The organism is Corynebacterium sp., from assembly GCF_030530965.1.
Classification (GTDB): Bacteria; Actinomycetota; Actinomycetes; order Mycobacteriales; family Mycobacteriaceae; genus Corynebacterium.
In genome coordinates this window covers 71,659-98,622 of record NZ_JAUMTY010000001.1, presented here as the reverse complement: position 1 = coordinate 98,622, position 26,964 = coordinate 71,659, and the positions used below count along the sequence as shown (strand labels likewise).

The 26,964-nt window shown below is 57.3% G+C and carries 21 protein-coding genes and 1 pseudogene; 3 read left to right on the top strand and 19 right to left on the bottom strand.

Features of this window, described 5'->3' with window-relative positions:
* On the bottom strand, nucleotides 1-1,627 hold a 1,627-nt coding region (gene dnaE / locus Q3981_RS00405; protein ID WP_303122764.1), incomplete at its 3' end, for a DNA polymerase III subunit alpha.
* 301 nt (nucleotides 1,628-1,928) lie between these two features.
* Between dnaE and Q3981_RS00400 the strand changes: the two genes are divergently transcribed.
* On the top strand, nucleotides 1,929-3,425 hold the full coding sequence (locus Q3981_RS00400; RefSeq protein ID WP_303122763.1) for an alanine racemase: 1,497 nt from the start codon (nucleotides 1,929-1,931) through the stop codon (nucleotides 3,423-3,425).
* A 38-nt stretch (nucleotides 3,426-3,463) separates the two neighbouring features.
* Here Q3981_RS00400 and rarD read toward each other — a convergent pair whose 3' ends face one another.
* The 4 genes from rarD to lspA form a co-directional block, all read right to left on the bottom strand.
* A complete protein-coding gene (rarD, locus tag Q3981_RS00395; RefSeq protein WP_303122761.1) occupies nucleotides 3,464-4,342 on the bottom strand; it encodes an EamA family transporter RarD in 879 nt (292 codons plus the stop codon).
* Nucleotides 4,343-4,373: 31 nt separating this feature from the next.
* Nucleotides 4,374-5,354, bottom strand: a complete 981-nt coding sequence (locus Q3981_RS00390; RefSeq protein WP_303122760.1) for a hypothetical protein — start codon at nucleotides 5,352-5,354, stop codon at nucleotides 4,374-4,376.
* A gap of 121 nt (nucleotides 5,355-5,475) precedes the next feature.
* Nucleotides 5,476-6,417, bottom strand: a complete 942-nt coding sequence (locus Q3981_RS00385) for an RluA family pseudouridine synthase (RefSeq protein ID WP_012731408.1) — start codon at nucleotides 6,415-6,417, stop codon at nucleotides 5,476-5,478.
* 19 nt (nucleotides 6,418-6,436) lie between these two features.
* Nucleotides 6,437-6,913 carry a signal peptidase II gene (lspA, locus tag Q3981_RS00380; protein WP_204088335.1) on the bottom strand — a complete coding sequence of 159 codons (477 nt, stop codon included), beginning with the start codon at nucleotides 6,911-6,913 and terminating at the stop codon, nucleotides 6,437-6,439.
* A gap of 79 nt (nucleotides 6,914-6,992) precedes the next feature.
* On the opposite strand from lspA, the gene Q3981_RS00375 reads away from it, so the two are divergent.
* Together Q3981_RS00375 and Q3981_RS00370 are read left to right on the top strand one after the other, a co-directional pair.
* Complete coding sequence (locus tag Q3981_RS00375; protein WP_303122845.1) at nucleotides 6,993-7,931, top strand: DUF6263 family protein; 939 nt, start codon at nucleotides 6,993-6,995, stop codon at nucleotides 7,929-7,931.
* Nucleotides 7,932-7,941: 10 nt separating this feature from the next.
* Complete coding sequence (locus Q3981_RS00370) at nucleotides 7,942-8,943, top strand: asparaginase (RefSeq protein WP_303122756.1); 1,002 nt, start codon at nucleotides 7,942-7,944, stop codon at nucleotides 8,941-8,943.
* Here Q3981_RS00370 and Q3981_RS00365 read toward each other — a convergent pair whose 3' ends face one another.
* The 14 genes and pseudogenes from Q3981_RS00365 to murD all read right to left on the bottom strand — a co-directional run bounded on the left by Q3981_RS00365 (nucleotide 8,944) and on the right by murD (nucleotide 26,937).
* The gene (locus Q3981_RS00365; RefSeq protein WP_303122754.1) at nucleotides 8,944-10,446 is read right to left on the bottom strand and encodes a DNA polymerase IV; all 1,503 of its coding nucleotides are present in this window, start codon (nucleotides 10,444-10,446) and stop codon (nucleotides 8,944-8,946) included. It abuts the gene before it with no gap.
* 72 nt (nucleotides 10,447-10,518) lie between these two features.
* Entirely contained in the window at nucleotides 10,519-13,761 is a 3,243-nt protein-coding gene (ileS, locus tag Q3981_RS00360) for an isoleucine--tRNA ligase (RefSeq protein ID WP_303122843.1), read from the bottom strand.
* A gap of 388 nt (nucleotides 13,762-14,149) precedes the next feature.
* Nucleotides 14,150-14,344, bottom strand: a complete 195-nt coding sequence (locus Q3981_RS00355) for a hypothetical protein (RefSeq protein ID WP_012731401.1) — start codon at nucleotides 14,342-14,344, stop codon at nucleotides 14,150-14,152.
* A gap of 106 nt (nucleotides 14,345-14,450) precedes the next feature.
* Nucleotides 14,451-15,503 (bottom strand): DivIVA domain-containing protein, encoded by a 1,053-nt coding sequence (locus Q3981_RS00350; protein ID WP_041629229.1) that lies wholly within the window; start codon nucleotides 15,501-15,503, stop codon nucleotides 14,451-14,453.
* Between the two features lie 343 nt (nucleotides 15,504-15,846).
* On the bottom strand, nucleotides 15,847-16,152 hold the full coding sequence (locus Q3981_RS00345; RefSeq protein WP_046202993.1) for a YggT family protein: 306 nt from the start codon (nucleotides 16,150-16,152) through the stop codon (nucleotides 15,847-15,849).
* Between the two features lie 58 nt (nucleotides 16,153-16,210).
* Nucleotides 16,211-16,735, bottom strand: coding sequence for a cell division protein SepF (locus Q3981_RS00340; protein WP_303122750.1), 525 nt, complete (start codon nucleotides 16,733-16,735; stop codon nucleotides 16,211-16,213).
* Nucleotides 16,736-16,763: 28 nt separating this feature from the next.
* The gene (locus tag Q3981_RS00335) at nucleotides 16,764-17,513 is read right to left on the bottom strand and encodes a YggS family pyridoxal phosphate-dependent enzyme (RefSeq protein ID WP_303122749.1); all 750 of its coding nucleotides are present in this window, start codon (nucleotides 17,511-17,513) and stop codon (nucleotides 16,764-16,766) included.
* A gap of 99 nt (nucleotides 17,514-17,612) precedes the next feature.
* Nucleotides 17,613-18,314: a peptidoglycan editing factor PgeF gene (gene pgeF / locus Q3981_RS00330; RefSeq protein ID WP_303122839.1), complete on the bottom strand. Its 702-nt coding sequence runs from the start codon at nucleotides 18,312-18,314 to the stop codon at nucleotides 17,613-17,615.
* Between the two features lie 512 nt (nucleotides 18,315-18,826).
* Nucleotides 18,827-19,846 (bottom strand): annotated as a pseudogene (gene ftsZ, locus Q3981_RS00325) (cell division protein FtsZ); the annotation flags it as partial.
* Nucleotides 19,847-20,082: 236 nt separating this feature from the next.
* A complete protein-coding gene (locus Q3981_RS00320; RefSeq protein WP_303122747.1) occupies nucleotides 20,083-20,925 on the bottom strand; it encodes a cell division protein FtsQ/DivIB in 843 nt (280 codons plus the stop codon).
* Between the two features lie 41 nt (nucleotides 20,926-20,966).
* Complete coding sequence (gene murC / locus Q3981_RS00315; RefSeq protein WP_303122837.1) at nucleotides 20,967-22,454, bottom strand: UDP-N-acetylmuramate--L-alanine ligase; 1,488 nt, start codon at nucleotides 22,452-22,454, stop codon at nucleotides 20,967-20,969.
* A 178-nt stretch (nucleotides 22,455-22,632) separates the two neighbouring features.
* Nucleotides 22,633-23,736, bottom strand: a complete 1,104-nt coding sequence (gene murG, locus Q3981_RS00310) for an undecaprenyldiphospho-muramoylpentapeptide beta-N-acetylglucosaminyltransferase (protein WP_303122746.1) — start codon at nucleotides 23,734-23,736, stop codon at nucleotides 22,633-22,635.
* 73 nt (nucleotides 23,737-23,809) lie between these two features.
* The gene (locus Q3981_RS00305) at nucleotides 23,810-25,465 is read right to left on the bottom strand and encodes a putative peptidoglycan glycosyltransferase FtsW (protein ID WP_303122744.1); all 1,656 of its coding nucleotides are present in this window, start codon (nucleotides 25,463-25,465) and stop codon (nucleotides 23,810-23,812) included.
* A gap of 5 nt (nucleotides 25,466-25,470) precedes the next feature.
* Nucleotides 25,471-26,937: a UDP-N-acetylmuramoyl-L-alanine--D-glutamate ligase gene (gene murD / locus Q3981_RS00300; RefSeq protein ID WP_303122742.1), complete on the bottom strand. Its 1,467-nt coding sequence runs from the start codon at nucleotides 26,935-26,937 to the stop codon at nucleotides 25,471-25,473.
* Between the last annotated feature and the right edge of the window lie 27 nt (nucleotides 26,938-26,964).

Here is a 26,964-nt window from a genome sequence, read left to right as displayed (position 1 = left end):
GGACGACGCCTTCAAGCCCCCGAGCCGTGTCGAAAATCTTCTTCACATCGGGATCAGTTTCGATGAGCTGGCGGACCTCAGCGGCCTCACTGTAGCGAGGATGCTCCGGATCGACGATGCCGGACAAAGGAATGTCCTTCGCCATGATCGGCGCCGGCAGAGCCTTCGTGATCCGCTCCGCCATTTGGAAACCCGGTTGCCCGAAGTGCGCGCGAGCAGAGTCCTTCAACGCCTGCTTCGTCTTCACCGTGCCGAAGGTAATAACCTGGGCGACCTTGTCCTCACCCCAGTTATCTGCGGCGTAGCGGATCATCTCACCGCGGCGGCGATCGTCGAAGTCGATATCGATATCAGGTGCCGACGGGCGCTCAGGGTTAAGAAATCGCTCGAACAGCAATCCGTGCTGGAGCGGATCGATATTCGTAATAGTCAACGCGTACGCAACCAGGGACCCTGCGGCTGAACCACGGCCGGGCCCCACGCGAATACCAACCCGGCGCGCGTGCTTGATCAGATCGGCCACGACGAGGAAGTAGCTGGGGTAGCCCTTGAAATCGATGACGCCGATTTCGTACTTGGCCCGATCGGTGTACTCCTGCGGAACAGGCTGGCCCTCGAAGCGCTTTTTCAGACCTTGTTCCACTTCGTGGGTGAGCCACGACGTCGGCGTGTAGCCCTCTGGGACGTCGTATTTCGGCATCCGGTCGTGGGTGTGGGGCTCCCAAATTTCGCTGTAATCCCCGACGCGCTCGGCGATAAGCAGGGTGTTATCACACCCGCCAGGAACCATGTCGTCCCACGTATCTCGCATCTCCCGGGCCGATTTCAGGTAGTAGCCATCACCGTTGAAGGCAAAGCGGTTACCGCCTTGGTCCAAGGTGGGTTCGTTCATCGTCGAACCTGTTTGCACACAGAGCATCACTTCGTGTGACCGGGCCTGATCCTTGGTGACATAGTGGCAATCGTTCGTCACCAGCGGAGGGATGTTGAGCTTTCGGCCAATTTCTAATAGCTCATTACGGACCCGCTGCTCGATCTCGATGCCGTGGTCCATGAGCTCGAGGAAATAATTGTCTTTCCCGTAAATGTCCTGCCATTTGGCGGCCGCTTTGAGGGCTTCGTCGAACTGCCCGAGCCGGAGGCGGGTTTGGACTTCACCCGACGGGCACGCCGTCGTGGCAATGATCCCTTCGGAATGCTCTGCGATCAGCTCGGCATCCATGCGAGGCCATTTACCAAGCTGCCCCTCATAGGACGCCATGGAGGACAGGTAAAAGAGGTTTTTCAGTCCGGTGGCATTCTCCGCGATCATCGTTTGGTGCAGGTAGGCGCCCGAGGCTGACACGTCGTCACGCTTCTGGTGGGCTTCACCCCACCGAACGCGCTTTTTATTGAAGCGGGAATCGGGGGCCATATAGCACTCGACGCCAATAATGGGCTTGATGTCGTTCGCCGTCATGGCGCGGTAGAAAGCGTCGGATCCGAACATGTTGCCGTGGTCGGTCATTCCGACTGCCGGCATGTTCTGCCGTTTTACTTCATCCACCAGCAGGTCAACCTTGGCCATTCCGTCGAGCATTGAATACTCGGTGTGGTTATGCAGGTGAACAAAGGAAGAATTGGCCATGTTCGCGATCATAGGGGGCATTTCTAGCGTGGTCGAGTGTCCAGGTCAGGGCATTTTTGTGGCGACGTCACCCTCGTCGATAGGTCTTCTCTCTGGAGCATTTGCCGTCTTTTCGAGAAAAACCGCACGCTCTACTCCAAGAACCGTTAATGTGACTGCTATCACTTCACAGTTTCCGTCACAGAGTCGTCACTGCGCCGTGAGTGTCTTTCCAACGCACGGTCTGCGAGAGGCTCCCGACGGTAGAGCACACATGTACACCATCGACCCGTGAAAGCAACCCGAACGAAAGCAGGGCGTCATGAACTCCCCGAAATCAACACCGTCCCCGTCGCAATCGAACAGTGAAGCATCAACGCGATTGTCCAACGCGTTCACTGCAGCAAAGCGTCGGTTAAACTCTGCCTTCTCTGCAGCAGACGATGCCACGGAGCGCGCGAGGAAAAGCGGCGGAGTCATCGTCGAGACGATGAAAGATGGTTTACGCCCCAGTGCTCCACAAAGCAGTGTCTATCACCATAACTATGGCGTTCCTCAAAAGGTGCGCGAGGCCGTTGCACGGTACAGTGCTCCGCTCACGGTGCTGGATTTGGATGCTTTCCGTGCCAATGCCAAAGACATGGTGACGCGATCCAATGGCACACCGATACGTGTGAGCAGTAAGTCTCTCAGGATGAAGAACGCGATCAAGGAAGCCCTCGCTCAACCGGGGTTTTCGGGTGTACAGGCCTATTCTCTCCAGGAAGCCATTTGGCTCGTGAAAGACGGGGTAACAGATGACGTACTCGTGGGTTCCCCTTCCACGGATAAAGATGCCTTGCACGAGATTGCTAATGACGAACAACTCGCACGCGCCATCACACTCACTGCGGATTCGCCCGAGCACCTCAATTTTCTCGATTCGGTGACCGATCCCGAGAATCGCCATGAACTCCGCATCTGTCTAGATGTCGATGCTGCCCTCGTGATTGGGCGTGGCATGTACATTCCCGGGCTGTCTTCGGGAGAAGCGACAAAACTGTGGACAACGCAGCCCATTGACAAGGACTTTTCGCTCCGAATCGGAGCACTCCGCTCCCCCATCCATGGAATCCGCGACGCGCAATCCTTCGTCAAAGAAATCTGGGGACGAAAGAACATGAAGGTCGTCGGCATCCTTGCCTTCGAGAGTCAGATTTCCGACGAAGGCGACGCGGGAACTGGTGTCCGGCCGACGATGCGACGAATTATGCAGTCGCTGTCCCGCGGTGAAATTGCGAGCCGACGACAAGAAATTGTCAACGGCGTCGATTTCGCCCTAATGTCCGCGGGCCTCGATCAGTTAGAGTTCGTCAACGGTGGCGGCACCGGATCATTGGAGTCGACGGGAACCGAAAGCGCTGTGACGGAAATTGCCGCTGGTTCTGGACTCATCGGCCCTGGCCTACTCGATCATTTTCGCAGTTTCCAACCCCACCCGGCCTGCTGGTTCGTATTACCCGTTATCCGACGGCCCGGCAAAGGAATCATCGTCGTGGCTGGCGGAGGGCGTGTCGCGTCGGGAACCCCTAGCCACGACAAACTCCCTGTCATCGACTTCCCCGCAGAACTGGAATTCGCTCCGCGAGAGGGTGCCGGAGAAGTCCAAACTGCACTGATCGGCCCCGCCAGCGATGGCTTGGCCATTGGCGACAAGGTCTGGCTCCGTCATGCCAAAGCCGGAGAGGCGATGGAATGGACGAACTCGGTTCTAGTGGTATCCGGTGGAGAAGTCGTCGATACATGGACGACGTATCGCGGTGAAGGTTTCGCCTTTTAAATGGGAGGCCTTCACCCGAAGGCCCCTTCCCGCGAAAATTACGACGACGCGGCACGCACGCGATGTGCCCGTTTGCGTGACATCAACGCCAAGTCTGTGACGAAGAATCCAACGCTAATCCAAATAATGATGAACCCGAGCCACCGGCCAAGGCTGAACGATTCCTGTGTCACGAAAACGGCCCACAGCATCTGCAAAACGGGAGTGAGATACTGCAGCATTCCCAAGGATGTTAGTGAAATCTGCTGGGCCGCGTACCCAAAGAGCAGCAAGGGCACGGCGGTGACGATCCCGGCTGTCATCAGCAATAAGGTGTGGCCGACTCCCTCTGAGGTGAATGTTCCGTCGTGTTGCTGGCCCAAAACGAGCAAATACACGATCGCAACTGGCGCGATACACAACGTTTCACACGTCAGAGAAATCATTGGGGTCAGAGGAACTCGTTTTTTCAGCAAGCCATAGAAGCCAAAACTGAACGCGAGGGCCAAGGAGATAACGGGAGGATGTCCCAGGTCCACGGTGAGAACAGCTACTGCTACCACGGCAATTCCGACGGATAGCCACTGCAACGGACGGAGCCGTTCCGCCAAGAAAAATACCCCAAGAAGAACGCTGACTAGCGGGTTAATGAAGTAGCCCAGCGCGGCATCGGCGACGTGGTCCGAATTGACCGCCACAATGTAGGTTCCCCAGTTCACTGCGATGAGTACCGCGGCGGCAAACACCGTCGCCCACACTCGCCAAGGAATCCTTAGTAGTTTCTTGAACTGTCCGCTGAACAGCACAATGGCGAGCATGAAAACGAGGGTCCATACAAATCGGTGCGCCAAGATTTCCAGAGGCGACGCCGGTTTGAGAAGAGGAAAGAACGCAGGGAACAGTCCCCACAACACGTAACATGCCCAGGCCCATAACACGTGAATGATGGTAGCGGAGACCTAAGACTCTTTACAGACGACGATCACCAGTGGGTGAAGGAAGAGTAATGGGGTTCACATCATCCTGGGATGTCGCCGAATCTTGAGACGAACCCGGGATATCCTCAAGGCCCGCGATAGCAGGATTCCTTACTCCGATCCGTCCCCACACGGCATCGGAAGGCAGCGCTTCCACAGCAAACGTCTTCTTGCGGATAGCCCGGAGCTGATCCAATGTCCCATACACAATGACACCGGGGAGCTCGTCGTCGTTTGACGTGTCTTCGAGCTCATTGGCCCACTGCACCTGGTCAGAAAATAGTTTCTCCAGCGGATACCCGGGAGTCGGATTGGGAATCCCGGAAACCACCCCCGGCCCTACCAACACCGACCCCACTCTGACGTTGCTGCCTTCCAAGGCTTCCGCTGCTCTGGCGGGCGTCGTAGGCGGATTAAAGGTCACTAATGCCCAGTGTTTGCTATCTTTCGCTCCCCGACCGGACGACTTCTGGTGTCCCGTACTATCCGAACCATTATTCGCTTTGCCACTCTCAGCGGTCTCAGACTGCAGCGTCGCATCCGAACGCTGTTGATACTGCGACATCGTTTCATCCTCGGGGCCAAGCGTGTCGCCATTGATCGCCATGGTCGATGAAGTCGTATCCGGACGGACCATCATAATGATAAAAACGGTCACCAACAGGCCGACTGCCACTAGGGCAGCAATATTCCATCCCATGCTGCGCTCACCAGCAGCCTTTGCAGAGCTGACCTCCGACGTCTGATCCCGACGCTGGCCTGAGACTTCAGATAACGGCTCTTTAGCAACGGAACCGGGGCGTTGAGCTCCCCAGTTAATACGGCTTGTCGACGAGGAAAAAGCGGTCGACGAAGGAGACGAAGAAACATTCGACGTAGGAGCCGTCGAAGGAGACGAGGCGGATTGAGACGACGAGGATGACGGCTGCGTAGATGGAGAAGCACTAGACGATGACGACTCATTGGCCTTCACGGAGGAACGCGACGACGAACGCCCTGCACCTGGAACCCATGACGCCGATCCAGAACGTCGCGATGTGGATCCACGGCTGTGCCGGTTGTGACTGCGTGAGCCATAGCTATGACGGTTGTGGCTATCCATCAAGCATCCCGTTATCACGCCGGAGCGTGGTTAAAGCGTGATCCAAATCCGCAGGATACGGGGATTCCACCACCATGTAATGGCCATCAGGATGGGTAAAACCTAGCGAAACCGCATGGAGCCACTGCCGTGACAGGCCCAAATGCTCCGTCAACTTCGGATCAGACCCATACATCGGGTCACCGCAACACGGGTGATGCAGCGCAGAAAAGTGGACGCGGATCTGATGCGTCCGCCCCGTTTCGAGATGAACCGACACCAACGTCGCTTCCCGAAAAGCCTCCATGGTCGAATAATGCGTCACCGCTCGTTTGCCATCCGAACGGACAGCGAACTTCCACCCTGCACCAGGATGCCGAGCGATAGGCGCATCAATCGTGCCCACCGTCGGATCCGGATGTCCTTGGACCAGGGCATGGTACGTCTTATCGACGGTGCGATCCCGAAAAGCCTGCTTGAGCAGCGAATACGCTCGCTCCGACGCCGCAACGATCATCACCCCGGACGTACCTACATCAAGGCGCTGGACAATGCCTTGCCTCTCCGGCGGCCCCGACGTCGACACGCGAAATCCAGCGGCACGCAGTCCTGAGGTCACAGTGGGGCCATCCCACCCCATCGTCGGATGAGCAGCCACCCCCACCGGCTTATCAACGACGATGACGTCGCTATCGCTGTACAGAATGTCCATGCCCTCAACCTCACGAGCAGGCTCATCTGCGATCGATCGCGACTCCGGCAGAGTGACATCCAACCACGAATCCGTCGTCAAGCGATCGGACTTCGACGCCGGAACGCCGTCGATAAGAATGTCTCCCGATGATGCGAGATCGGCAACAACCGTGCGAGATAGGCCGAGCAGTTTTGACAAGCCCGAATCGACGCGGAGACCGTCAAGCCCCACGGGAACAGGCATGCGCCGAGAATCACGCATTATTTCACTCACCTACCTATTATTGCGCTTCTCTCTGTCTACCACCGAAGAGAACCCCAGCAATATAAAGCACCACACCAATGGTGATCGCCGAATCTGCCAGATTGAAAATTGCGAAACGACCCACCGAAATGAAGTCCACCACGTGCCCGACACCGAAACCGGGACTCCGAAACAGGCGATCCAGAAGATTACCCAGCGCACCGCCACCAATCAGTCCGAAGGCTAGAGTTTCCCACCTCGCCTTCATGCGTGGGGCCCACACCAGCACGGCAATGACGGCGAGGACCTGGATCACGGTGAACACGATCGTTGCACTGCTGCCCATACTAAAGGCTGCCCCCGAATTACGGATGAGGTACAGACGAAAACCCGGAATGATCGTATACGCGTGTCCGGGTGTAAGAACCGCCACAAGGAGCGATTTCACCAGTTGATCAACAATCGCCACCGCCGTCACGATGCCCAGGACAATCCATCGATTCACGCAGACCATAGTAACGGAGTGTCGCCCTATCACCCCATGCCGCTACGCCATGTCCAGGGTCGTCGGTAAAATTGACGGCGTGAATGTCATGCTCCGTCGAATCGCTGCCGCTGGAAGTGCCGTACTCCTCTTATTCGCGACAGGTTGTGGCTCAGATAGTAACGACGCTAAAAAACAGAATTCCGCCACCGTGAACCTGGAGGCAACCGTCGTCACTGTGACAAACCCGGGGGAACAACCGCAGTCGAAGCTCACATATAACCTCAGTGACTCTGACCAGCACGGAACGATGGACGTGACACAAGGGTTCGGGCAGGAAACCAATGCCGACAAGGTGCCGGACGTGGCGTCCACGACAATGACGCTGCCCTACACCGCGAAACGCGACACCATCACACTCGGAAAACCGACTGGGTCTAACGACAAGCTCAATTCCGATATTGCGACCGCCCAAGGGTTCACGCTGAAAACGAATAATTCCCCCACCGGCATTAAATCTGAAGCAACTTTCACTGCCCCTGAGAAGGCGACAGAAACTGCGCGTGCCTCCATTGAACGCGCGCTCACGCAATACCTCTCTACCCCCGTCGTGTTCCCCACTGATCCGGTGGGCATCGGGGCTCAATGGGATGTCCGGATTAAAGTAAACGACCCTTCACCTGCAGTGAAAACGATTACCTACACCCTGAAGAAGCATGACGGCAATACCGTCGAACTCGACGCCAGCGTTCAACAACGCCCTAGCACCACGTCCCTCTCTCTCTCGGAAGCACCTGATGTGCCCTCCGGTACGAAGGGCTCGCTGGATGTCAAGGACTCGTCAACCAGCACCCACGTTGGCACAGTCACTGTTGACCTGACAAAACCGATTCCGGTCAAGGGCTCCATCGACACCACGACGATCACGACCTATGCCGGCGACACCAGCGGACAGTCTGACGACAAGTCGCCCGCACCCGAGAAAAACTCAACGGCGGGCGGGACGTCGATCGTTCAGAAGAATCAGCGCGCGATGACGTGGAAGTAGGTTACCCATCATGCCAGTTTCAGCGAACACACCCGACGACGTGACCGCGTCACAACAGGAGACTCCCGGTCAAACCTCTGCCACGCCCCCGCGCATCGTTGTCCTCGGCACCGGGGGCACAATTTCCTGTACACACGACTCCTCCGGGGCACTGGTGCCGACGTTGTCGACACAGGAACTCGTCGACCCGGTGGTTGAACGCTTTGAGGGCAACGTCATCGTTGAAGCGCGCGATATAGCCCAGCTCGACAGCTCCTCAATCACATTCGATGATTACGACACCATCAACGCGGCGATTAAAGAGGCACTCAGCGACCCTGAGGTCACCGGTGTCGTCGTCACGCACGGAACCGACTCGATGGAGGAATCAGCTATTGCGGCAGACATTGTCCACAATGATTCCCGTCCCGTCATTTTCACTGGTGCGCAACGGCCTGCCGACCACCCCGAGGCTGACGGTCCCGGGAACTTATTCGAGTCAATTGTCATCGCAACAGATAATTCTGCTCGCGACATTGGAGTGCTCATCGTCTTCGGACATGCAGTCATTCCCGCACGTGGAGCGGTGAAATGGCACACCTCCGATCCGCTTGCTTTTGCGACCAACGCACCCGATGAACCACCGCGGCCGCGCCCGTTGCCCAAGGTCACATTCGCAGGGCATCGCGTCGACATCATCCCGGCATACCCTGGAGCCGACGCCACCCTGTTGACCGCGGCTATCGACGCCGGCACCGAAGGACTCGTTATCGAAGGCATGGGCGCGGGAAATGTCGGCGACGCCTTAGCGACGGCGATCACATCCGCGCTGAAACAAGGAATTCCTGTCGTGATGGCAAGCCGTGTCCCGCGAGGAAACGTCAATCCCCTATACGGTGGCGACGGAGGCGGGCTGACTCTCTCTCGGCAGGGCGTTATCGGTGCCGGGTGCGTTCATGCTGGCCAAGCGCGAATTATCCTTGCTGCGGCCATTGACGCTGAGGTCCATCCGCAGACGCTATTTGACGTGTAATCATTCACCGTCAGCTAGCCCTAGCCAATCGCCCCACTCAAGGCTATCGATGGGATCTGCACGAGTGAGCTCCGGCGTATCGACTGGAAAACTTCGTACCGGCCCTTTCCCCGACGTGCGCGTTTCGAACCGAACACTCACCACGCCATGTCCCGAACCTTGGACCCAACCGTGGCCGTACTCAGGATGATAAACATCGATCGTCGCAGGCCACACAGATATTTCCGTGTGGGACGCATCCGTCGGAGCGCCATCGAACTCAGATTTCTCCGCATCCGCTTCCGTCGAAGCGTTCGCAAGTTCGTCACTATCGACGGACGTCATCGGAGTATTCGCGGCTGAGACAACTCCTGCTTCGAAGTCACTATCAGCCTCTGTAAGGGCTCGATAGTCCGCTCCTTGTGCCGGATCGAGATCCGGGAACAATGCTTCCTGGCGAGCAGATTCCAGCCCCGACAGGGACACGCCAACCAGGCGAACAGCACCAAAAACAGCAGGATCGGCGGCGAGGCGGCTGGCAACGCGGTACAGCACATCCCAGTCTGTCGTCGAAAATGGAAGTGTTTCTGACCGCGTGTGCTGCTCGAAATCGGCGCGCTTAAGCTTGACCGTCACCGTGCGGGCCCCACGGCCATCATTCATGAGACGACGGTGAGCCTTCGTCAAGGCCGCACGTATGCCCTCGTCCACCCCATCCAGGGTGGTGACGTCGTCGCTGAACGTCGATTCCGACGACACTTGCTTCGCTTCCGCCCGCGGCGCAACAGGGCGAGGATCATGGCCCTGAGCAAGCAACCACAGCGCTGGCCCATTCGTCTTCCCCAACGTCATTTCCACATCGGTTCTGGACATACGAGCAAATTGCTCGATCGTCCTCACCCCAATGTCGGCCAATTTAGCTTCGGCTACCGGACCGATTCCCCACAGTTTTCGCACCGGCAGCGGATCGAGAATTGCGTGCTGGTCCTGCACCGGAATGACAAACGTTCCATCGGGCTTGGCCAAACCCGACCCTATCTTGGCGAACTGCTTCCCCGCTCCGGCTCCCACCGACGATGGCAGGCCGGTTTCCTCCCTGATGCGCTTCCTTAGATGTCCGGCCCATTGACGCACTTCATCGGGAGTGGCACCACTGAGTTCATCCGGCTCCATGAAGGCTTCGTCCACACTGAGCTGCTCAATCAGCCCGGCCTCTTCGCGAAGAATCTCCATGACCCGTCGAGACGCGGTTTTATACACATGAAAACGCGGCCTCACGGTGATCCCGGAGTACCCGACTAAGCGACGGGCACGCATCATGGGCATCGCGGAGTGCACACCGAACACGCGGGCTTCATAGGAGGCTCCGGCGACGACACCACGACCGGACACTCCGCCCACTAATACTGGGCGGCCACGCAGCGTCGGCCGGGTTAATTGCTCACACGAGGCAAAGAAAGCATCCATGTCGATATGGAGAACCCACCGATGCTGGCTGGCATCGTCGTGTGTGGTGTTCGCCATATCTCTACAGATGTCATCCTTTCAGACTAAAGCCACTCGCCCGGTGTAAAGCGCTCTTATACCACGTCGCCGTTATGACTCGCTGGAGTCGTCACGTCGAAGATCGACCGGCACCGAGGCAAAGCAACCATCCGACAGATCCGTGGCCTCAGACGGAGCCTCCGATGCGGCCTTGATCTCCACCGAGGTCGCCAACACTTCAGAGGCGATGGTGTCCTTCTGGGACTTCACCATATCGACCTTGTCGTCGGGGACGTACATCGTCAACGCGATGCGGTCAGAGACGTTCAGCCCTGCCTGTTTGCGGGCCTCCTGAATTCCACGAATCCGGTCGGCCGCCCAGCCTTCGACTTCGAGTTCCGGCGTCATCGTGGTGTCGATGACAACCAGGCCCTCAGTTCCTTCGATTTCAGCAGTCGTGTCTGGGTTCACTGCAACGAGACGACGCGTGAATTCCTCGGGCTTGAGCTCAATACCGTCGGCACGAAGAACGTCTCCGTCAACGGTGTAGTCACCCGCCTTCACTGCCTTAATCGCCTTCTGGACATCTTTGCCCAGACGAGGGCCGGCAACGCGAGCATTGACAACAGCTTCAAAGCGTCCCACGGAATTAACGTCGTCGGTCAAGATAACGTCCTTGACATTGACTTCATCGCGAATGATGTCCGCAAACGGCTCCAAGGACGACGACTGAGGCATCGCCACGGTCACCGACAACAAGGGCAACCGATTACGCAAGTGATGGGCCTTCCGCAACGACGACGCCGCCGAGCACGCGGACCGGACGCCATCCATCGCCTGAACCAAGTCAGGATCCGATGGGATGGCATCAGACGACGGCCAATCAGCCAGGTGTACCGAACGCCCACCAGTCAGGGCACGCCACAGCACCTCCGAAAGCATCGGCAACAGTGGCGCAGTCACACGCGTCAACGTTTCCAGCACCGTATACAGCGTATTAAAGGCTTCCGGCTTGACTGTATCTCCAGCCCAGAAACGATCACGCGACCGACGCACATACCAGTTGGTCAGCGCATCGCAGAACCAGCGCACCTCATCCGTCGCGCGCGCAACGTCAGTATCGTCTAAAGCCTTCGTGACTTCGTCGATAGTGTCGTGCAATTTGGCGAGGATATACCGGTCCAGAACATTCGTCGACGACGTCGACCACTCCGCCGGTTTCGAGGCGTACAGAGCAAGGAACGAATACGCGTTCCACATTGGGAGCATCGCCTGGCGCACGCCCTCACGGATGCCTTCCTCGGTGACGATCAGGTTTCCGCCGCGAAGGATCGGCGACGACATCAAGAACCAGCGCATCGCATCCGACCCGTCGCGGTCGAACACTTCGTTGACGTTCGGATAATTGCCCTTCGATTTGGACATCTTCAAACCGTCATTACCCAGGACAATTCCGTGGGCGACGACGCGTTTGAACGCTGGCCGATCAAACAGCGCTGTTGCCAACACGTGCATCGTGTAGAACCATCCGCGCGTCTGGCCGGAGTATTCCACCACGAAGTCCGCCGGAGCATGCTTTTCAAACCATTCCTGGTTCTCAAAGGGGTAATGAACCTGGGCGAAGGGCATCGATCCCGATTCAAACCAGCAGTCGAGAACTTCTGGCACGCGGTGCATCGTCGACTTGCCCGTCGGATCGTCCGGGTTGGGGCGAGTCAGCTCGTCGATGTAGGGACGGTGAAGCGACTCCGGACGTGTCCCGAAATCTCGCTCGAGTTCGTCAAGTGAACCGTAGACGTCGACACGCGGATACTCCGGGTTATCCGAGACCCAAACAGGAATGGGCGATCCCCAGTACCGATTTCGGGAGATGTTCCAATCGCGGGCACCTTCGAGCCACTTCCCGAACTGACCGTCGCGAATATGCTCCGGGAGCCACTCAACTTTGTCGTGGTTGAGCTCGACCATGCGGTCGCGGAACTTCGTCACCGAGACAAACCACGACGGCAATGCCATGTAGATCAGTGGCTGGCCCGACCGCCATGAGTGAGGATACGAGTGCTCGATCGTCTGATGGCGCACGATACGCTTGGCCTTCTTTAAGTCCTTGATGATTTGCTTATTCGCATCAAAGACCAATTGGCCTTCATAATCCGGAACCTCGGATGTGAACTTCCCGTCAGCATCCACGGGGATAACCAGCGGGATATCAAACTGGTTCGTCGTGTTCATATCGTCTTCACCAAAAGCCGGAGCCTGGTGAACGATACCCGTACCATCTTCCGTCGTGACGTAATCCGCCGGGAGGATCTGGAACGAATTCGGATTATCCTTGAAGTAATCGAAGATCGGCTCATAGGTCAGGCCGACGAGATCGCTCCCCGGGTGAGTCGAGAGGACCTTATAGTCCTTACCCAGTTCTTTCTTGTAGGCGCCGACGAGGTCTTCGGCTAGCAGAACGCGTTGACCTTTGAACTCGTCAAGCCCGGTGCTGCCCACCTCAACCTCGACGTAAGTCACGTTCGGATTAACAGCCAGCGCCAAGTTCGACGGCAGCGTCCACGGCGTCGTCGTCCAGGCAAGGGCCAAGGCGCCGACCAGACTGTCGTCGGCACTAGTCCCCTCTTTCACCCCGGTGATCGGGAATGTCACCGTAACGGTGGGGTCTTGACGCAGCTTGTACGAATCGTCGAGGCGAGTCTCCTGGTTCGACAGTGGAGTGTGCTCGGCCCACGAATACGGAAGGACGCGGAACCCCTGATAGATGAGCCCTTTATCGTAGAGAGTCTTGAAGGCCCACATCACAGACTCCATGAAGTCGAGGTTCATGGTTTTGTAGCCATGCTCGAAATCAACCCACCGAGCTTGCCGGGTGACGTACGCCTTCCATTCCTCGGTGTAGCGAAGGACGGACTTCGCGCAGTAGTCATTAAAGGCTTCGAGCCCCATCGACTCGATTTCACCTTTGTCCTTGATGCCTAGCTGCTTTTCTGCCTCAAGCTCGGCAGGAAGACCGTGGCAGTCCCACCCAAAGACGCGGGCAACTTTCTTGCCACGCATCGTCTGATACCGGGGGATGATGTCCTTGACGTACCCGGTGAGCAAGTGCCCGTAGTGGGGCAAACCATTTGCGAAGGGAGGGCCGTCGTAGAACACATACTCCGGGGCACCATCGCGCTGGCTGATTGATTCTTCAAAGGTGCGATCTTTCTTCCAAAAATCGAGCACCTTGGGTTCCATATCGGCAAAGCGCGTAGATCCTTCTGCGAGATCGACACGCGGGTATGCGCCACCCGCAGGAGTCGCGTCCTCCGGGTTCCTGGGAGAATCAGACTTTGTCTCCGACGTCGACATGTTATCGGTCACCCTGGCTCCTCTTATCTAGGCTGTCATAACAACGAATGACGTAGCAGAGCCGATGGAACGGGTACCTGTGGAAGGCGAACCGCGCTTCATCGAGCTCAGCATTGCTCGGCCAGGGACGCTCACGCGCGGTACCACCCTGATTGGATATGGCCTTACCACGGACCAAATCCCACTCATTAACGACGGTGACGGTGCCGAACCGCTCGGTTCTACTGGGGTACCACATTTGCACTGTTACGGGCATCGCCGCCACAGTGCAGTTCTGGTACCTGTTCTTCCGAGTCGCTCCCCGGAGATAGCCGGATCATAGCGGACGAACAAAACTATACGGGATTATCGATGATGCTAAAAAATTACAACGGGGAACGCGCGTTCGTTATTCCCCATTCACGGATTTACCGCTCTTCCCAGCGCGCTCTTTCCGTTTAACGATGATATCGATGATGACGATAAGAACTCCTATAGCTCCTACCACAATGCAGGCTATTGCCCACGCTTTTGATGCCAACACCAGGGCAAGAACGAGAAAGGCAAAAGCCACAACGGCTAGAAGCAGAGCTAATACAGTCATAACCACATCCTTTGTTTGTCACCAGCCTAGCAAATCCAAATAAGACAAAAATTAACCCACCGCGGGAAACTAGCCCGCAGTGGGTCAATGAAAGAACGGGAATTACCTAGTCATTGGACTCGAGCTGGCCGGCGGGTGCCGCAGAACCACGTGAGTTCAAATCCTCCAGCTGAGATTCGAGGAAGGTCTTCAGGCGGGTACGGTATTCGCGCTCGAAGGTGCGGAGCTCTTCGATACGAGCCTCCAAAGCTTCCTGCTGCTTCTTCACGGTGGTCATGATCTCTGCGTGCTTACGCTCGGCGTCGCTACGCAGCTGATCTGCCTTCTCCTGAGCCGACCGGACCTGAGCCTCCGACTGTGCGGTGGCGTCGGAAATCATCGTCTCCGACTTCTGCTTAGCATCTGCCACCATGGCCTCGGACTTCTGGCGAGCCTCGGCGATCATGGAATCCGACTTCTGCTTAGCGTCATTAAGCTGGCTGGTGGAACGGGACTCTGCATCGGCCAGCGTGCGCTTCGAGGACTCGTCAGCGTCGGAAATGGTCTTGTTGGCTGCAGTACGAGCCTCATCCAGCATGGACTGGGATTCCTGACGGGCGTCGTTGGTGAGACGATCCGCCATCTCCTGAGCCAGGCTTAGGACGCGAGCTGCCTGCATGTGAGTCTCTGCCGTGGCCTCGCCGGTCTCGCTGTCGGTACCGGGGACCGACGACGCAGCCTGCGCGGGCTGTTGCGGCTGGCTTTGCTTCTCAGACTCGAAGCGAGCGCGAGCATCTGCCTCGGCTTGTTTGCGAGCCTCGACCAACCGTGCTTCGTACTCGGCTTCAAGGTTCTGGCGAACTTTCTGCTCAATGTCTCGGCGGAGCGACTGTTCCAGTTCACTGCGGACCTGGCTCTCAATCTCCGCACGGAGAGCGCCCTCATCAACCGAGGACCCAGCACTTGGTGCCGATGCTGCAGACGATGAAGCAGCATCACGAGACTCTGTCGAGTTGCTTTCTACGGCACTCTTGAGTTCAGAGTTTTCATCAAGCAGCTCACTGAGAGTGTCTTCGACAAGGTCGAGGAACTGGTCAACCTCATCCTCGTTGTAGCCACGCTTGCCGATCGGCGGCTTGCTGAACGCTACATTATGCACATCAGCGGGAGTCAGCTGCATGGAAATTCCCTTCACTTTCATACGGAACGCCAACCGCCGTCCACCGCACGCGGTGGACTCGGATACCATCCCGAGTTTCTATCTGTCTCTGGAAACGCAGTTGTGAGATCTACTTTAACTTCATTGATAACGCTTTACACGTTACATCGCCGAGAAATGTTCTGATCACAACAGCCCCGGCAACCTCAGTAGCTTGTAGCTACTACCGATTAGCCGTTGCTATCTACTGCGACCCCAAAATATTCGATTAACGTCGTTAGTCTACCGCACTATAGCGCATATAGCGTATCAAGTGTCCCAATTTTTTCGCCAGTTTCACGAAAAGCGGGTCTCTCGCGCGGAATTAGTACAAGCCGAACACGCCAGTCGGTCGGAATATCATCGCAATAACTTCCAGCGCGAAGAACAGGACGAGGACTGACAAATCCAGGCCCACGCCGCCCCCAAGGTTGAGGGGAGGAATGAGTTTTCTCAGAGCTTTGACCGGCGGATCTGTGACAACAAAGAAAGGCTCCGCGGCCAAGGCAAACCACCGCGGAGGCCGCCAAGACCGGGAGAAACTGGCGATCATTTCAACGACGATCCTGACGATCAGGATGAAAGAGTAAATCCGCGCGATCGTATAGATAGTGAGCGAAAGAGCAGTCACACGTGTCCTTTACCGCATTAACAGATAATTTCGATTCAGCGTACCGGACGGGCGGGGCTTAGAGAGAGTCGGGCTCTTTCAGCTGCTCTTTCTGCTCGTCATCCAGCCTGACGCCTTTCGGAATCAGCGCAAACTTGCGCGGAGTAAGTTTCTCGGTCCGCGCGTCGAGCGCAATCTGAATCCCCGCGGCAAAGTCGGCCACACGCTGCGCCTGGGACTTTTCCATCGCGGATACGTCGTAAACGACGATGTCGCCATTGCGGAACGCTTCCCCGATTTGGCGGGCTTGCCGGAACGAGGCCAGGGTTATCCGCACAATCTCGGGCTCACGAGGTGTCTCTGTCGTCGTCCCCCGGGATTCCGGCGTCGAGGAGGAGTAATAACGGGATCCACCGTAGCTACTCCCCGACCGATAACCATAGGAATCGCGGGAATAAGAGTCGGCGTGGCGCTCACGCTCTACGGGGCGATCGTCGTAATCGTCGTAGTCCTCGTAATCATCGTCATAATAACTATCGCGTTTATAGTCTTCTACAGGCTGAAGGCCGAAGAATTCTTTTACTTTATCCATTGAGCCGGCCATAGTAAGAGTCCTTCCTCCGTTGATATGCTCACAAAGTTACTGGCCTAGAGCCAAGAATAGCTGTTCCGACACGCACAACTGTCGATCCGGCCGCAATCGCACTTTCTAGATCGCCCGACATCCCGGCCGACAAACCCCCGCAACCACCGTGCTTCTGGCGAATGGCCTCAGATAATTCAGCAGCGCGGGCAAAGACCTGTGCTGAATCATCATCCCGCGGTGGCACCACCATCAGCCCCTCGAGGGTGAGATACTGCGACGAATTCACAGCGTCTGCGAGGGAATCGAGATCATCTTCACTCGCTCCCCCTCGCGACGGATCACCGTCGGCACTCCATTGAAGGAAAACTGGGAGCTGATCGACGTTCTCGTGCTGTGTGCTTACACGATCTCCCTCGTCTAGAGCGCGCTTCATGCCGTTATCAAGTCCATGAACAGTTTTGAGGCGATCAACAGTGTGAACCCGGTGAGCCCACCGTGCAATGTGATTGGTTTTCTTCGACTGCACCTGGCCGATCATGTCGATATGAAGACCCACCCCCGCTTCATGGAGCCGGCGGGCTTTATCGCGTGCTTCCTGCTCACGGTTTTCACCCACCACGGTGACTCCACAGTCCGCTAACGCCTGGAGGTCCTCGTAGGGGTGAAACTTTGTGACCGGCAGCAACTCGATATCTTTAGGATCCCGCCCTGCTGACTCAGCTGCGCGTGCAATGCGACGGGATACCTCGTCAAGGCGGGACGACAACTCCGCTTTTCGCTCCTCGTAGGTAGCCATCACCAGCCCATTCCTTTCCAGCTACTCACATTATTTGCCTGCCAGCGACCTCTTCGCCGTTCAGCCACGCACCCGCTTGTCAGCGACAGCGACTCGATCTTATGTCCACGCCGCCGACGGCATCCACACTGCGGCCGCCTGCCTACCTGTCGTGCCATCACGCCTGTACGAGAAGAACGTTGCGTCCTCGCTAATCGTGCACCGTGGATCCGCATCAATCGCCGTGACACCGATGCTCATCAGTTGACGAACCAGCCCTCGTCGTAAATCGAGGCTCGGAGTTCCCCATTGCGTGGTGCTCGATGACCCGGGAAGGTGCTGCTCTACATCACGGACCATATCAGCGGGCACTTCATACCGCTCTCCCGACGCGGCCGCGCCCATCAGTGCGTGCATGTGTGCCGGCTTGGCCCCACAGCGGATCATCGTTTCCACCGTTGCTTTGACGATCCCGTTGCGCGCACCCAATCGACCAGCGTGAACGGCGGCAACAATGCCGGATACGTCGTCAGAAAGGAGCAACGGCACACAGTCCGCGGTGAGCACGACCAAGGCTAAGTCACGTTCGGTCGTGACCATCGCATCCGTTGCTTCGATTGGACTTGTCATCGAACTATTGACGACGGTGACCGTCGGGGAATGAATCTGTTCCATGTAGAGAACACGATCCATGGGAAGCCCCAGAACCCGAGCAAAGTGCTCGCGATTCTCGGCGACGGCAGCTGGGTCATCGCCGACGTGATCGCCGAGATTGAATGATTCATAGGGCGCACGGGAAACCCCGCCGGCTCGCGTAGTCATGACTTTGCGAACGCGACGGGGTTCTGGAGTGGGATTGTTAATCGTCACGCCATCCTTCTGTTTCTTTACGACTTCTTTCCGATGACCCGGATTCTTCACGCTGGCCCGGATCCTTTTTAGGAGAAGGGCAGATCCAGATCGTCATCGTCGTCGTCATAGTCGTTACGGGAGTCATTCCCCCGCTGCGGCTGCGTCCCACCACGCTGCAGATCGGATTGCTCCTCAGAGAAGCTATGCCGGCTACCAGAGGTGAAAAGTCCGCGGTTCGCCTCAGACTGGTAGGACCCACCGCTGCTCTGGGACCGTCCGTTGGATCCGTCGGACTGTCCATAAGGCTGCCGGGAGCCGCTCTCCCCTGAGCCACCGATCGGTTGCGATCCGGAGGAAGCTCCGAAACCGCGGTCCGCAGAGCTGTGCTCACGGCGCTGGAAGGAGGACGTCATCTGCTCACGAGCGCCCACGGAACCCGACGATGACGCACTCGCCGGCTGGCCGGAGAACACGTCACGAGCATTCGATTCCCGTGGTGCAGGTGTCGTTTGAGAATTCGCCGGCTGAGCAGCATGAGCACCGCTCGACTGCTCGGTGCTGTCGTCAAACCCGGTAGCGATCACGGTGACTCGAACCTCGTCGCCGAGGTTTTCGTCGATAATCGTTCCGAAAATGATGTTGGCATCGTCAGAGGCCAAGTTGGCAACGACATTGGCCGCATCGTTGACCTCGAAGAGGCCGATGTCCGAGCCGCCTGCGAAGGACAACAAGACACCGTGGGCGCCCTCCATGGTGTTTTCCAACAGAGGGGAGCTAATGGCCAGTTCGGTAGCTTGAGCGGCACGCCCTTCACCACGAGCAGCACCGATTCCCATCAAGGCCGAACCAGCATCCGACATGACCGAGCGAACGTCAGCAAAATCAACGTTAATGACACCCGGGGTGGTAATCAGGTCGGTGATGCCTCGGACACCATTGTGGAGAACTTCGTCAGCCTGGCGGAATGCCTCCATCATGGAGACGTTCTTGTCGCCCATCTGAAGCAAGCGGTCATTCGGAATGACAATCAACGTGTCACACACTTCGCGCAGAGCTTCGATCCCCTCAAGAGCCTGCTTCGTACGGCGCGGCCCTTCGAAAGTAAACGGACGGGTCACAACGCCGACGGTCAACGCACCTTGCTTCTTCGCGATGCTCGCGACCACCGGGGCGGCACCCGTTCCGGTTCCACCACCTTCACCTGCGGTGACGAAGACCATATCCGCACCCTGCAGGGTGGATTCAATCTGGTCACGATGATCCTCGGCAGACTTCCGGCCTACCTCAGGGTTGGCGCCAGCCCCCAGGCCACGGGTCGCTTCGCGGCCGATGTCAAGCTTGACGTCCGCGTCAGTGAACATAAGCGCCTGAGAGTCGGTGTTCACGGCGATGAACTCGACTCCCTTGAGGCCATCTTCAATCATGCGATTGACAGCGTTGACGCCGCCGCCGCCAACGCCAACCACTTTGATGATGGCGAGGTAGTTATCCGATGTCGTCATGGTTGTAGGGCTCGCCTTTCGTTACACGATCTGTCGCTATCGAACTGTACGGTCTGCGCAAAGACTACAGGATGTTGCCACCTTTATTGCAGAGGCGCAGCGGCCCGTAGCAAAGAATTTTATTTTTTACGTTTCTATAATGCTTCTGAACAGACCAAACACGTGGTGACTAATCCATTCGGCGTGTCGCAAGTCTAAACCTCAACTTTAGGCTTTACCTGCAGTTATGGTTCACACTATTCCTTGACTGAGACCTGAGCCGGGTTGGAAACATCCCATACACGTCCTTCTCGCTGAAGCACGGCCTTCGTCGCTTCTGCTTTAGACGACGCATTATTACTCGTTCCCCATTTCACCGTTTTCTCGTCTTTGAAAACTAACGAAATATTATTTTCATTCTGGGCATCAATATGGTCAATATCGCCGACGATACCCGGCGCATGCTCGTGAACAGCCTGGGCGACGTGTGCCACTGCACGTGCAGTCTCCTCATCGGGAGAAGTGTTCCCATCGAGCTTCAATGCCCCGTCCGGATGCGGGGAAACATCGAACTCTCGCCCGTTATCGTCGAAAAGATGATCTCCATCATCGTCAACGTAGAACGCGACGGTTGTTTCCTTCACCGAAATTGAGATAGTCCGTGGCCAGGAGCGCTCCACCGTAGCCTTCGTCACCCACGGCAGCCCAACCACGTGTGACGCTGCGGCATGAGTATCAATCCGGGTCATATTCTGGCCCTCATGGATCCCCGAGGCGGCAATGATGTCCTCTTTCGAGGTCTGCTCATTACCTTTGACGGAAAATGAGGACACGGTCAGGATGGGAGCGGTCCGGAGAACCACCGCGCCGACCACAAGAAGAAGCACGATGATGAGAGCTGCTCCCCACCACCGGCGGCGACGTCGGCGACGGCTCTCACCCTGCGATTCTTTACGGCCACCGGAATGGATGACACGTGAGTGCTCCCTCTCTTCGTCAGAGTCGACGGGGGAACCAAAATTGTCGATGGGTACACTGCGCCCCGGCTGTCTGCCTTTAGCGCCAGAGTTTTTACGCGACGCTTTTCGTGAGCCTCTCACTAGTTCTTCCTACTTACCTCTCACCCAGGTCACGTTGTAACCTACTGCACCGGTTCATGCAATGCTGCGACAATTGGATCTGCCAGCATAGTCACGGTTCCTGCGCCCATCGTCAAAATGATGTCGCCAGGCCCAGCGATACTGCTCACCATGCGAGGAACCTCATCGACTCGGTGCGCGGCGTGCGCCGGAATGGTCATCTGGTCGATGATCAGGTCACTCGTCACTCCCGGAATGGGCTTTTCACGGGCACCATAAATGTCCATCACGATGGCCTCGTCGGCGAGGGAGAAAGCCTCAGCAAATTCCGAAGAGAATTCCTCAGTTCGGGAATACATGTGGGGTTGGAAGACGACAATTACTCTGCGCTGGTGGCCTTCCACAGAATCCATCGCCTGAATCTTGTCCCGTGCCGCGGTCAACACCGCCCGCACTTCGGTCGGGTGATGGGCGTAATCGTCGTAAACCGACGCTCCCTCGTAATAACCGTGTGCAATGGTCCCATGTGATTCGAACCGACGGCGCACGCCCTGGAAGCCGTTCACGCCACTCACGGCGCGCTCACGGTCAGCTCCGACAAGAACCGACGAGACAATTGCAGCGACAGCATTGAGAACCATGTGTTTCCCGGGGATATGCATCTCAACGCGGTGAGTGGTCGTTTCCGTCTCATTCGACTCGCCACCCGAGTTCTCAGCCGACGCATGTGCGGGTAGGGAAATCCGGATCAGTGCATCCGTGCGGTCAGGCTTAGGGGTGATCTCTGTAATTTCCGCACCCACCGGGATCGACGGATGACGCGTACACGCATCACTCGTCCCATAACCAATGACGTTTATTCTGTTCCCTTGCTGCACAATCCGCTCACCCAGTGCCGCAGCGTGCGGGTCATCCACACAGACCACCAGATACCCACCGTCGACGACGCGGTCCGCAAATTCGTCGAAAACGTGAACATACGATTCTTCGGAACCATAAAAATCGAGGTGGTCCGCCTCAATGTTCGTCACCACCGCAACATTGGGTGAATAGGTCAACAACGAGGCGTCGGACTCATCTGCTTCAGCGACGAACACTGAGCCCGTGCCATGATGTGCATTCGTCCCGGTCGTGGAGAGCTGCCCACCAACAGCGAAACTGGGATCCATACCTGCCTGTTGCAGCGCAATCACTGCCAGCGACGTCGTCGAGGTTTTTCCGTGAGTCCCGGCAATGAGTAAAGCATCGTGGTCAAGCAGAAGTGCGCCTAAAACGTCGGACCGCGTGACCACCGGGATTCCCCGTTCACGAGCGCTCACCAGTTCCGGATTGTCCTGGGGAATAGCAGCAAACGAGGTCACCACACATGTCGGCGTATCGCCCGTCAAGTCCAGGTTCTCCGCCTTATGTTCCGTGGCAATCACGGCTCCGGCGGCTCGTAAAGCCAGGATGGTGAGCGAGTCTTTCATGTCCGACCCGGTGACCGTATATCCGCGGTCTAACAAGATCCGGGCCACCCCAGACATGCCTACACCGCCGATGCCCACCATGTGGACATGTCGAAGTTCATCGGGGGTTATTGCATGTGCCGGATTGACACGTCGGGGATGACGCTCTAAGTGCATGGTGTGCCCAGCGTCCTTCGTCTGCCCGCTGGTTTCGTCGTTATGTGCCACTACTTCGCTCCTTGACTGTGAACAGGTAATTAGGGGAACAGCTACATGGACGTCATCGAGCTGTTGCAATAACGCGTTGAGCTATGTCATCGGCGGCATTGGGGTTGCTGCTTTTGGCCGTTTGCTCCGCCATCACCGTTAAGACATCAGGGTTCGTGATCATGGGAATCACCTTGTCGACGATGGTCTGGCTGGTGAGGCCGTCGTCGTTAATGAGTATGGCCCCGGAATTGTCGACGACGGGCTGGGCGTTCAACGCCTGCTCACCATTGCCATGCGGGAGTGGCACATACACGGCCGGGAGTCCGACAGCGGACACTTCTGCGACGGTCATTGCGCCGGACCGGCAGAGAATCATATCTGCGGCGCTCAATGCCAAATCCATCCGCGAGATATAGGGGACGCCGATATAGGGCGGAGTTCCATCCTGGTGATCAACGTCTATTGAGTTTTTCTTCCCGTAGGCATGGAGCACCGAGACCCCCGACTCCCCGAGTTCGCGTGATGCGCCAGAGACCGCGTTATTGATGGACCGTGCCCCCTGGGAACCACCTGTGACCAGCAACACTGGCGCATCGGGATCCAAACCGAAATACTCACGCGCCTCGGCACGAAGTCCTGCCCGATCGAGCGAGCTGATCGCTGATCGGACCGGGATCCCCACGATCTCCGCGGAAATACCTGATCCTTCAACGGCGGCTAAGCCACGTCCCCCTAAGCGAATTCCCAGCTTATTGGCCATACCGGCTCGCGCGTTCGCCTCATGCACGAAGAATGGGATGTGGAGGGATTTGGCCGCGAGATACGCGGGGGCCGAGACATAACCGCCGAACCCGATAAGAACATCGGCGTTGACATCGCCCAAAATGTCTTTTGCTTGGTTGACCGCCCGACGGACACGGTGTGGAACAGAAAAAAGTGCTTTATTAACTTTGCGTGGGATTGGTACTGGGTCAATCATCCGCAGGTCATAACCACGTTCGGGAACGAGAGTTCCTTCGAGCCCCTTCGTCGTCCCTAATGCTGTGATCCGTGCAGAGGGCACACTGCGACGAACCGCGTCGGCAACTGCCATCGCGGGCTCGATATGACCGGCAGTGCCACCACCAGCAACAACAACGGAGAGCTCTCCGTCCGTATCCTGTGACCTCTTCATACACCCACCTCAGGAATAGCGCTACATCATCGACGTAGCCTTATTTGTGCCTTAAAAACGTGCCTCATTCATACTAACGGCGAGTCCCGTCGTCGAACGGTCCAAAGGAACCATTCGTCGTACCGTAATCAGATTGATATGTACGCCGACTACCGTTTCTGGACCGACGACGAGGCGCACGGTCATGGGCCCGTTCCCGCCGTTGGCTGGCGGATCCCGAGCTTGGCTGCCTATTGACCTCATTACGTCGACTGCGGGGTGACCCGTTCCGGCGAGTCACCGGCTCTCCGAACCTTTGAACCTCGTGATGCCTGTCTGAGAGCGAACCTCGTCGCGACGACCCCGAACGCCCACCGGATCTCCCTCGCGCACCGGCACCCTTCCGAGAACCGTTGCCACTCCGCGATCGTGGATCGTCGTCGTCAACCCATGGGCCTCGACGCAACGTTGAAGGATCAAACGCACGCGGTTCCGGGAATCCCAGTAATTTATCGACGACGGGGCGGCCGTAGGTCTGCATCGACGACACTGTCTCAGGCTCATGTCGGGCGCAGTTAAGAAGCAACCCCATCGATACCAATGTGATAATGGCCGACGTTCCGCCGGATGAAATCAACGGCAGCTGAATACCGGTGACGGGAAGAAGCCCCGTCACGTAACCAATGTTGATAAACGCCTGGATGACAATGCCTGTGGTGACCGTCGCAGCCATGAGGCGAAGGAAAGGATCCGCCTGGTTTAACGCGATGCGCATTCCTACCCAGCCCAAGAGGGCGAAGAGGAGGATGACGATGCTGGCACCCAGGAATCCCATTTCTTCACCGACAACGGCGAAGATGAAGTCGTTCTTCGCCTCGGGCAGGTAAAACCACTTGGCACGCGATTGGCCTAGTCCCTGCCCCAGGAAAGAACCGTCGCCCAGGGACAAAAATCCCTGGTAGCTCTGGTAGGCCGTGCCTTGTGTATTGGGGAACTTACCGAAAAGGGTTTCTCTGAACACTTCGACGCGGTTGGACCGATACCCGGCCGTCAAGGTCAGAAGAACAGCGAGGCCCAAGCCGCCGGCGATGATCGTCGTCGTGACCCACTTGGGCACACCCACAAACCAAGCCAGAGCGAGGAAAACGATCATGACCGACGCGACCATGCCGAGGTCACGCTCAAGAGCAACAAGAACGATCACAAGCACCACGATCGCGGTGAAAAAGCCTAAGACCTCGCGGATTGACCGCGCGTAGAGCGCCCGCTCGGACAGAACTGCAGAACCCCAGACCGCAATGGCTAGCTTGGCAACCTCTGACGGCTGAATGGTGACGGGCCCCAGGACGAGCCATGACTGGGATCCCATCTGCTGGAGACCAGTTCCCAGGCCTGGAATCAGAACCAAGATCAACAGAATAACCGCGAGCCCCATAGCCCAGGGCGAAATTTTCTTAATGGTGGCCGGGGACATTCGGATAGCGAAATACAGACCGACGAGGCCAACCACGACCATCCCGGCTTGTTTGAAGAAATCCGTCCACACACTGTTGGAATCTGCCAGCGACGATGCCATCGAGCTAGACAGCACCATCAAGAGCCCCACGCCGGCCAGAATCGCTGTGATCGCGGCAAGGATGTAGTAGTCAAACTTCGGCGTTGATGTCGCAGCATCAATCTTGCCGACGACTCCTTCCCACCATGATCGCGCACGGCGAGACCTCGTTCCTTGGTCAGATTTCACTGTCACGATCCCTATCCTTCTTTACCGCGCCCATAACGACGAGCAGCTTCAGCGAAGAGGTCGCCACGCTGGCTCATCCCCGTGTACATGTCCAAGCTAGCGGCAGCGGGCGCGAGAAGCACCGTGTCACCAGGTTGCGCCAACCGTGACGCTGCCTGGACGGCTTCATTCATCGCGATCACTGGATCAGTCGACGTAATGACAGTCAAAGGAATGCGGGGATGGATAGTAGCGAGACTCTGGCGAATGATCTCTCTATCCTGCCCCAAAACAACCGCGGCCGAAATACGGTCGGCATTCTTGTGAATGAGATCATCAATCTGGGCACCTTTGAGCTGCCCACCTGCAATCCACACGCATGACTCCACCGCACTTAAAGCTGCGTCCGTCGCGTGAGGGTTGGTCGCCTTCGAGTTGTCGATCCACCGGATGTCTCCAGCTTCATAGACGACTTGTCCACGGTGCTTTTCGACGACAAAGGAAGACAGCGCTCGAGCGATCGCGTCTGGCTCCACGCCCTGTGACCGGGCGATGGCTGTGGCCGCGAGCGCGTCCGCAACACCAGCTGGACCGGGGGGAGAAATTCTTGTCGCATCCGCAATGTCCACGCCCTCTGAATGAGCGGGGACGCATGCACGATCAACGATCCTGCCGTCGATCACCCCAACTTGCCCTGCGCCGGGCTCCCCCATCGTGAATTCGATAACACGACGAGCCGAAGTATCACCGCTAGAAGAGATTGAAGAAAATTCCATGTACCGCTCAGCTTCGCGGCACACACGCTCATCATCCGCATTGACGACGATGACCGGCCCTCGGTACACCCGCGCTTTATCCGCAGCGTAGGCGTCCATCGAGCCATGCCAATCAATATGGTCTTCTGCAAGATTTAAGACGACACCGGCATCAGGGGTGAGCGTCGGCGACCAGTGAAGCTGGAAACTGGAGAGTTCCGCAACCATGACACTGACCCGCGGAGTCTGTGTTAGCGCAGTCCCGACCGCTACCCCGATGTTCCCTACTGCCTCAGCAGCTGCTCCCGATTCGGCCATCATCGATGCGAGCATCGACGTGGCGGTTGTTTTACCATTCGTCCCGGTGACGGCTAACCAGGTGCGTGGTTCTCCAAAACGGCCGTCACGGTCGGCACACCACGCCAGTTCAACGTCACCAATGACCGGGATTCCTTGCTCCTGCGCGTCGTGCAATAGGGGCGTGTCTGGCCGCCATCCTGGCGACGTCACAATCAGCGAGGCTTCGTCGAGACGAGAATGAGCCTCCTCGACGGTCATCGCGGAGCCCCCGTGGCGGTCTGCCAGCTCACTTGCTGCAGTGAAGTTGCTATCGATGATGCACACCGACCACCCGAGTTGTGTGGCTAGGTCAGCTGCGCCTCGACCCGACACCCCAGCGCCAGCAATCCACACTGGGCCTTGAGGTTGAGGAAGATATGACGATGATGTCTGGACGTGAGACATAATGATGTTCTCTTTCCGTATGGGGTC

Coding starts and splice junctions, on each gene's coding strand:
- lspA (WP_204088335.1), bottom strand. CDS start 6,913: ATGGTCTGCGTGAATCGATGGATTGTCCTGGGCATCGTGACGGCGGTG.
- Q3981_RS00375 (WP_303122845.1), top strand. CDS start 6,993: ATGCTCCGTCGAATCGCTGCCGCTGGAAGTGCCGTACTCCTCTTATTC.
- Q3981_RS00385 (WP_012731408.1), bottom strand. CDS start 6,417: ATGCGTGATTCTCGGCGCATGCCTGTTCCCGTGGGGCTTGACGGTCTC.
- murC (WP_303122837.1), bottom strand. CDS start 22,454: ATGGTGGGCATCGGCGGTGTAGGCATGTCTGGGGTGGCCCGGATCTTG.
- Q3981_RS00365 (WP_303122754.1), bottom strand. CDS start 10,446: ATGGCGAACACCACACACGACGATGCCAGCCAGCATCGGTGGGTTCTC.
- murG (WP_303122746.1), bottom strand. CDS start 23,736: ATGAAGAGGTCACAGGATACGGACGGAGAGCTCTCCGTTGTTGTTGCT.
- murD (WP_303122742.1), bottom strand. CDS start 26,937: ATGTCTCACGTCCAGACATCATCGTCATATCTTCCTCAACCTCAAGGC.
- Q3981_RS00370 (WP_303122756.1), top strand. CDS start 7,942: ATGCCAGTTTCAGCGAACACACCCGACGACGTGACCGCGTCACAACAG.
- ileS (WP_303122843.1), bottom strand. CDS start 13,761: ATGTCGACGTCGGAGACAAAGTCTGATTCTCCCAGGAACCCGGAGGAC.
- Q3981_RS00400 (WP_303122763.1), top strand. CDS start 1,929: ATGAACTCCCCGAAATCAACACCGTCCCCGTCGCAATCGAACAGTGAA.
- pgeF (WP_303122839.1), bottom strand. CDS start 18,314: ATGACTACGCGAGCCGGCGGGGTTTCCCGTGCGCCCTATGAATCATTC.
- Q3981_RS00340 (WP_303122750.1), bottom strand. CDS start 16,735: ATGGCCGGCTCAATGGATAAAGTAAAAGAATTCTTCGGCCTTCAGCCT.
- Q3981_RS00335 (WP_303122749.1), bottom strand. CDS start 17,513: ATGGCTACCTACGAGGAGCGAAAAGCGGAGTTGTCGTCCCGCCTTGAC.
- Q3981_RS00350 (WP_041629229.1), bottom strand. CDS start 15,503: ATGCAGCTGACTCCCGCTGATGTGCATAATGTAGCGTTCAGCAAGCCG.
- Q3981_RS00355 (WP_012731401.1), bottom strand. CDS start 14,344: ATGACTGTATTAGCTCTGCTTCTAGCCGTTGTGGCTTTTGCCTTTCTC.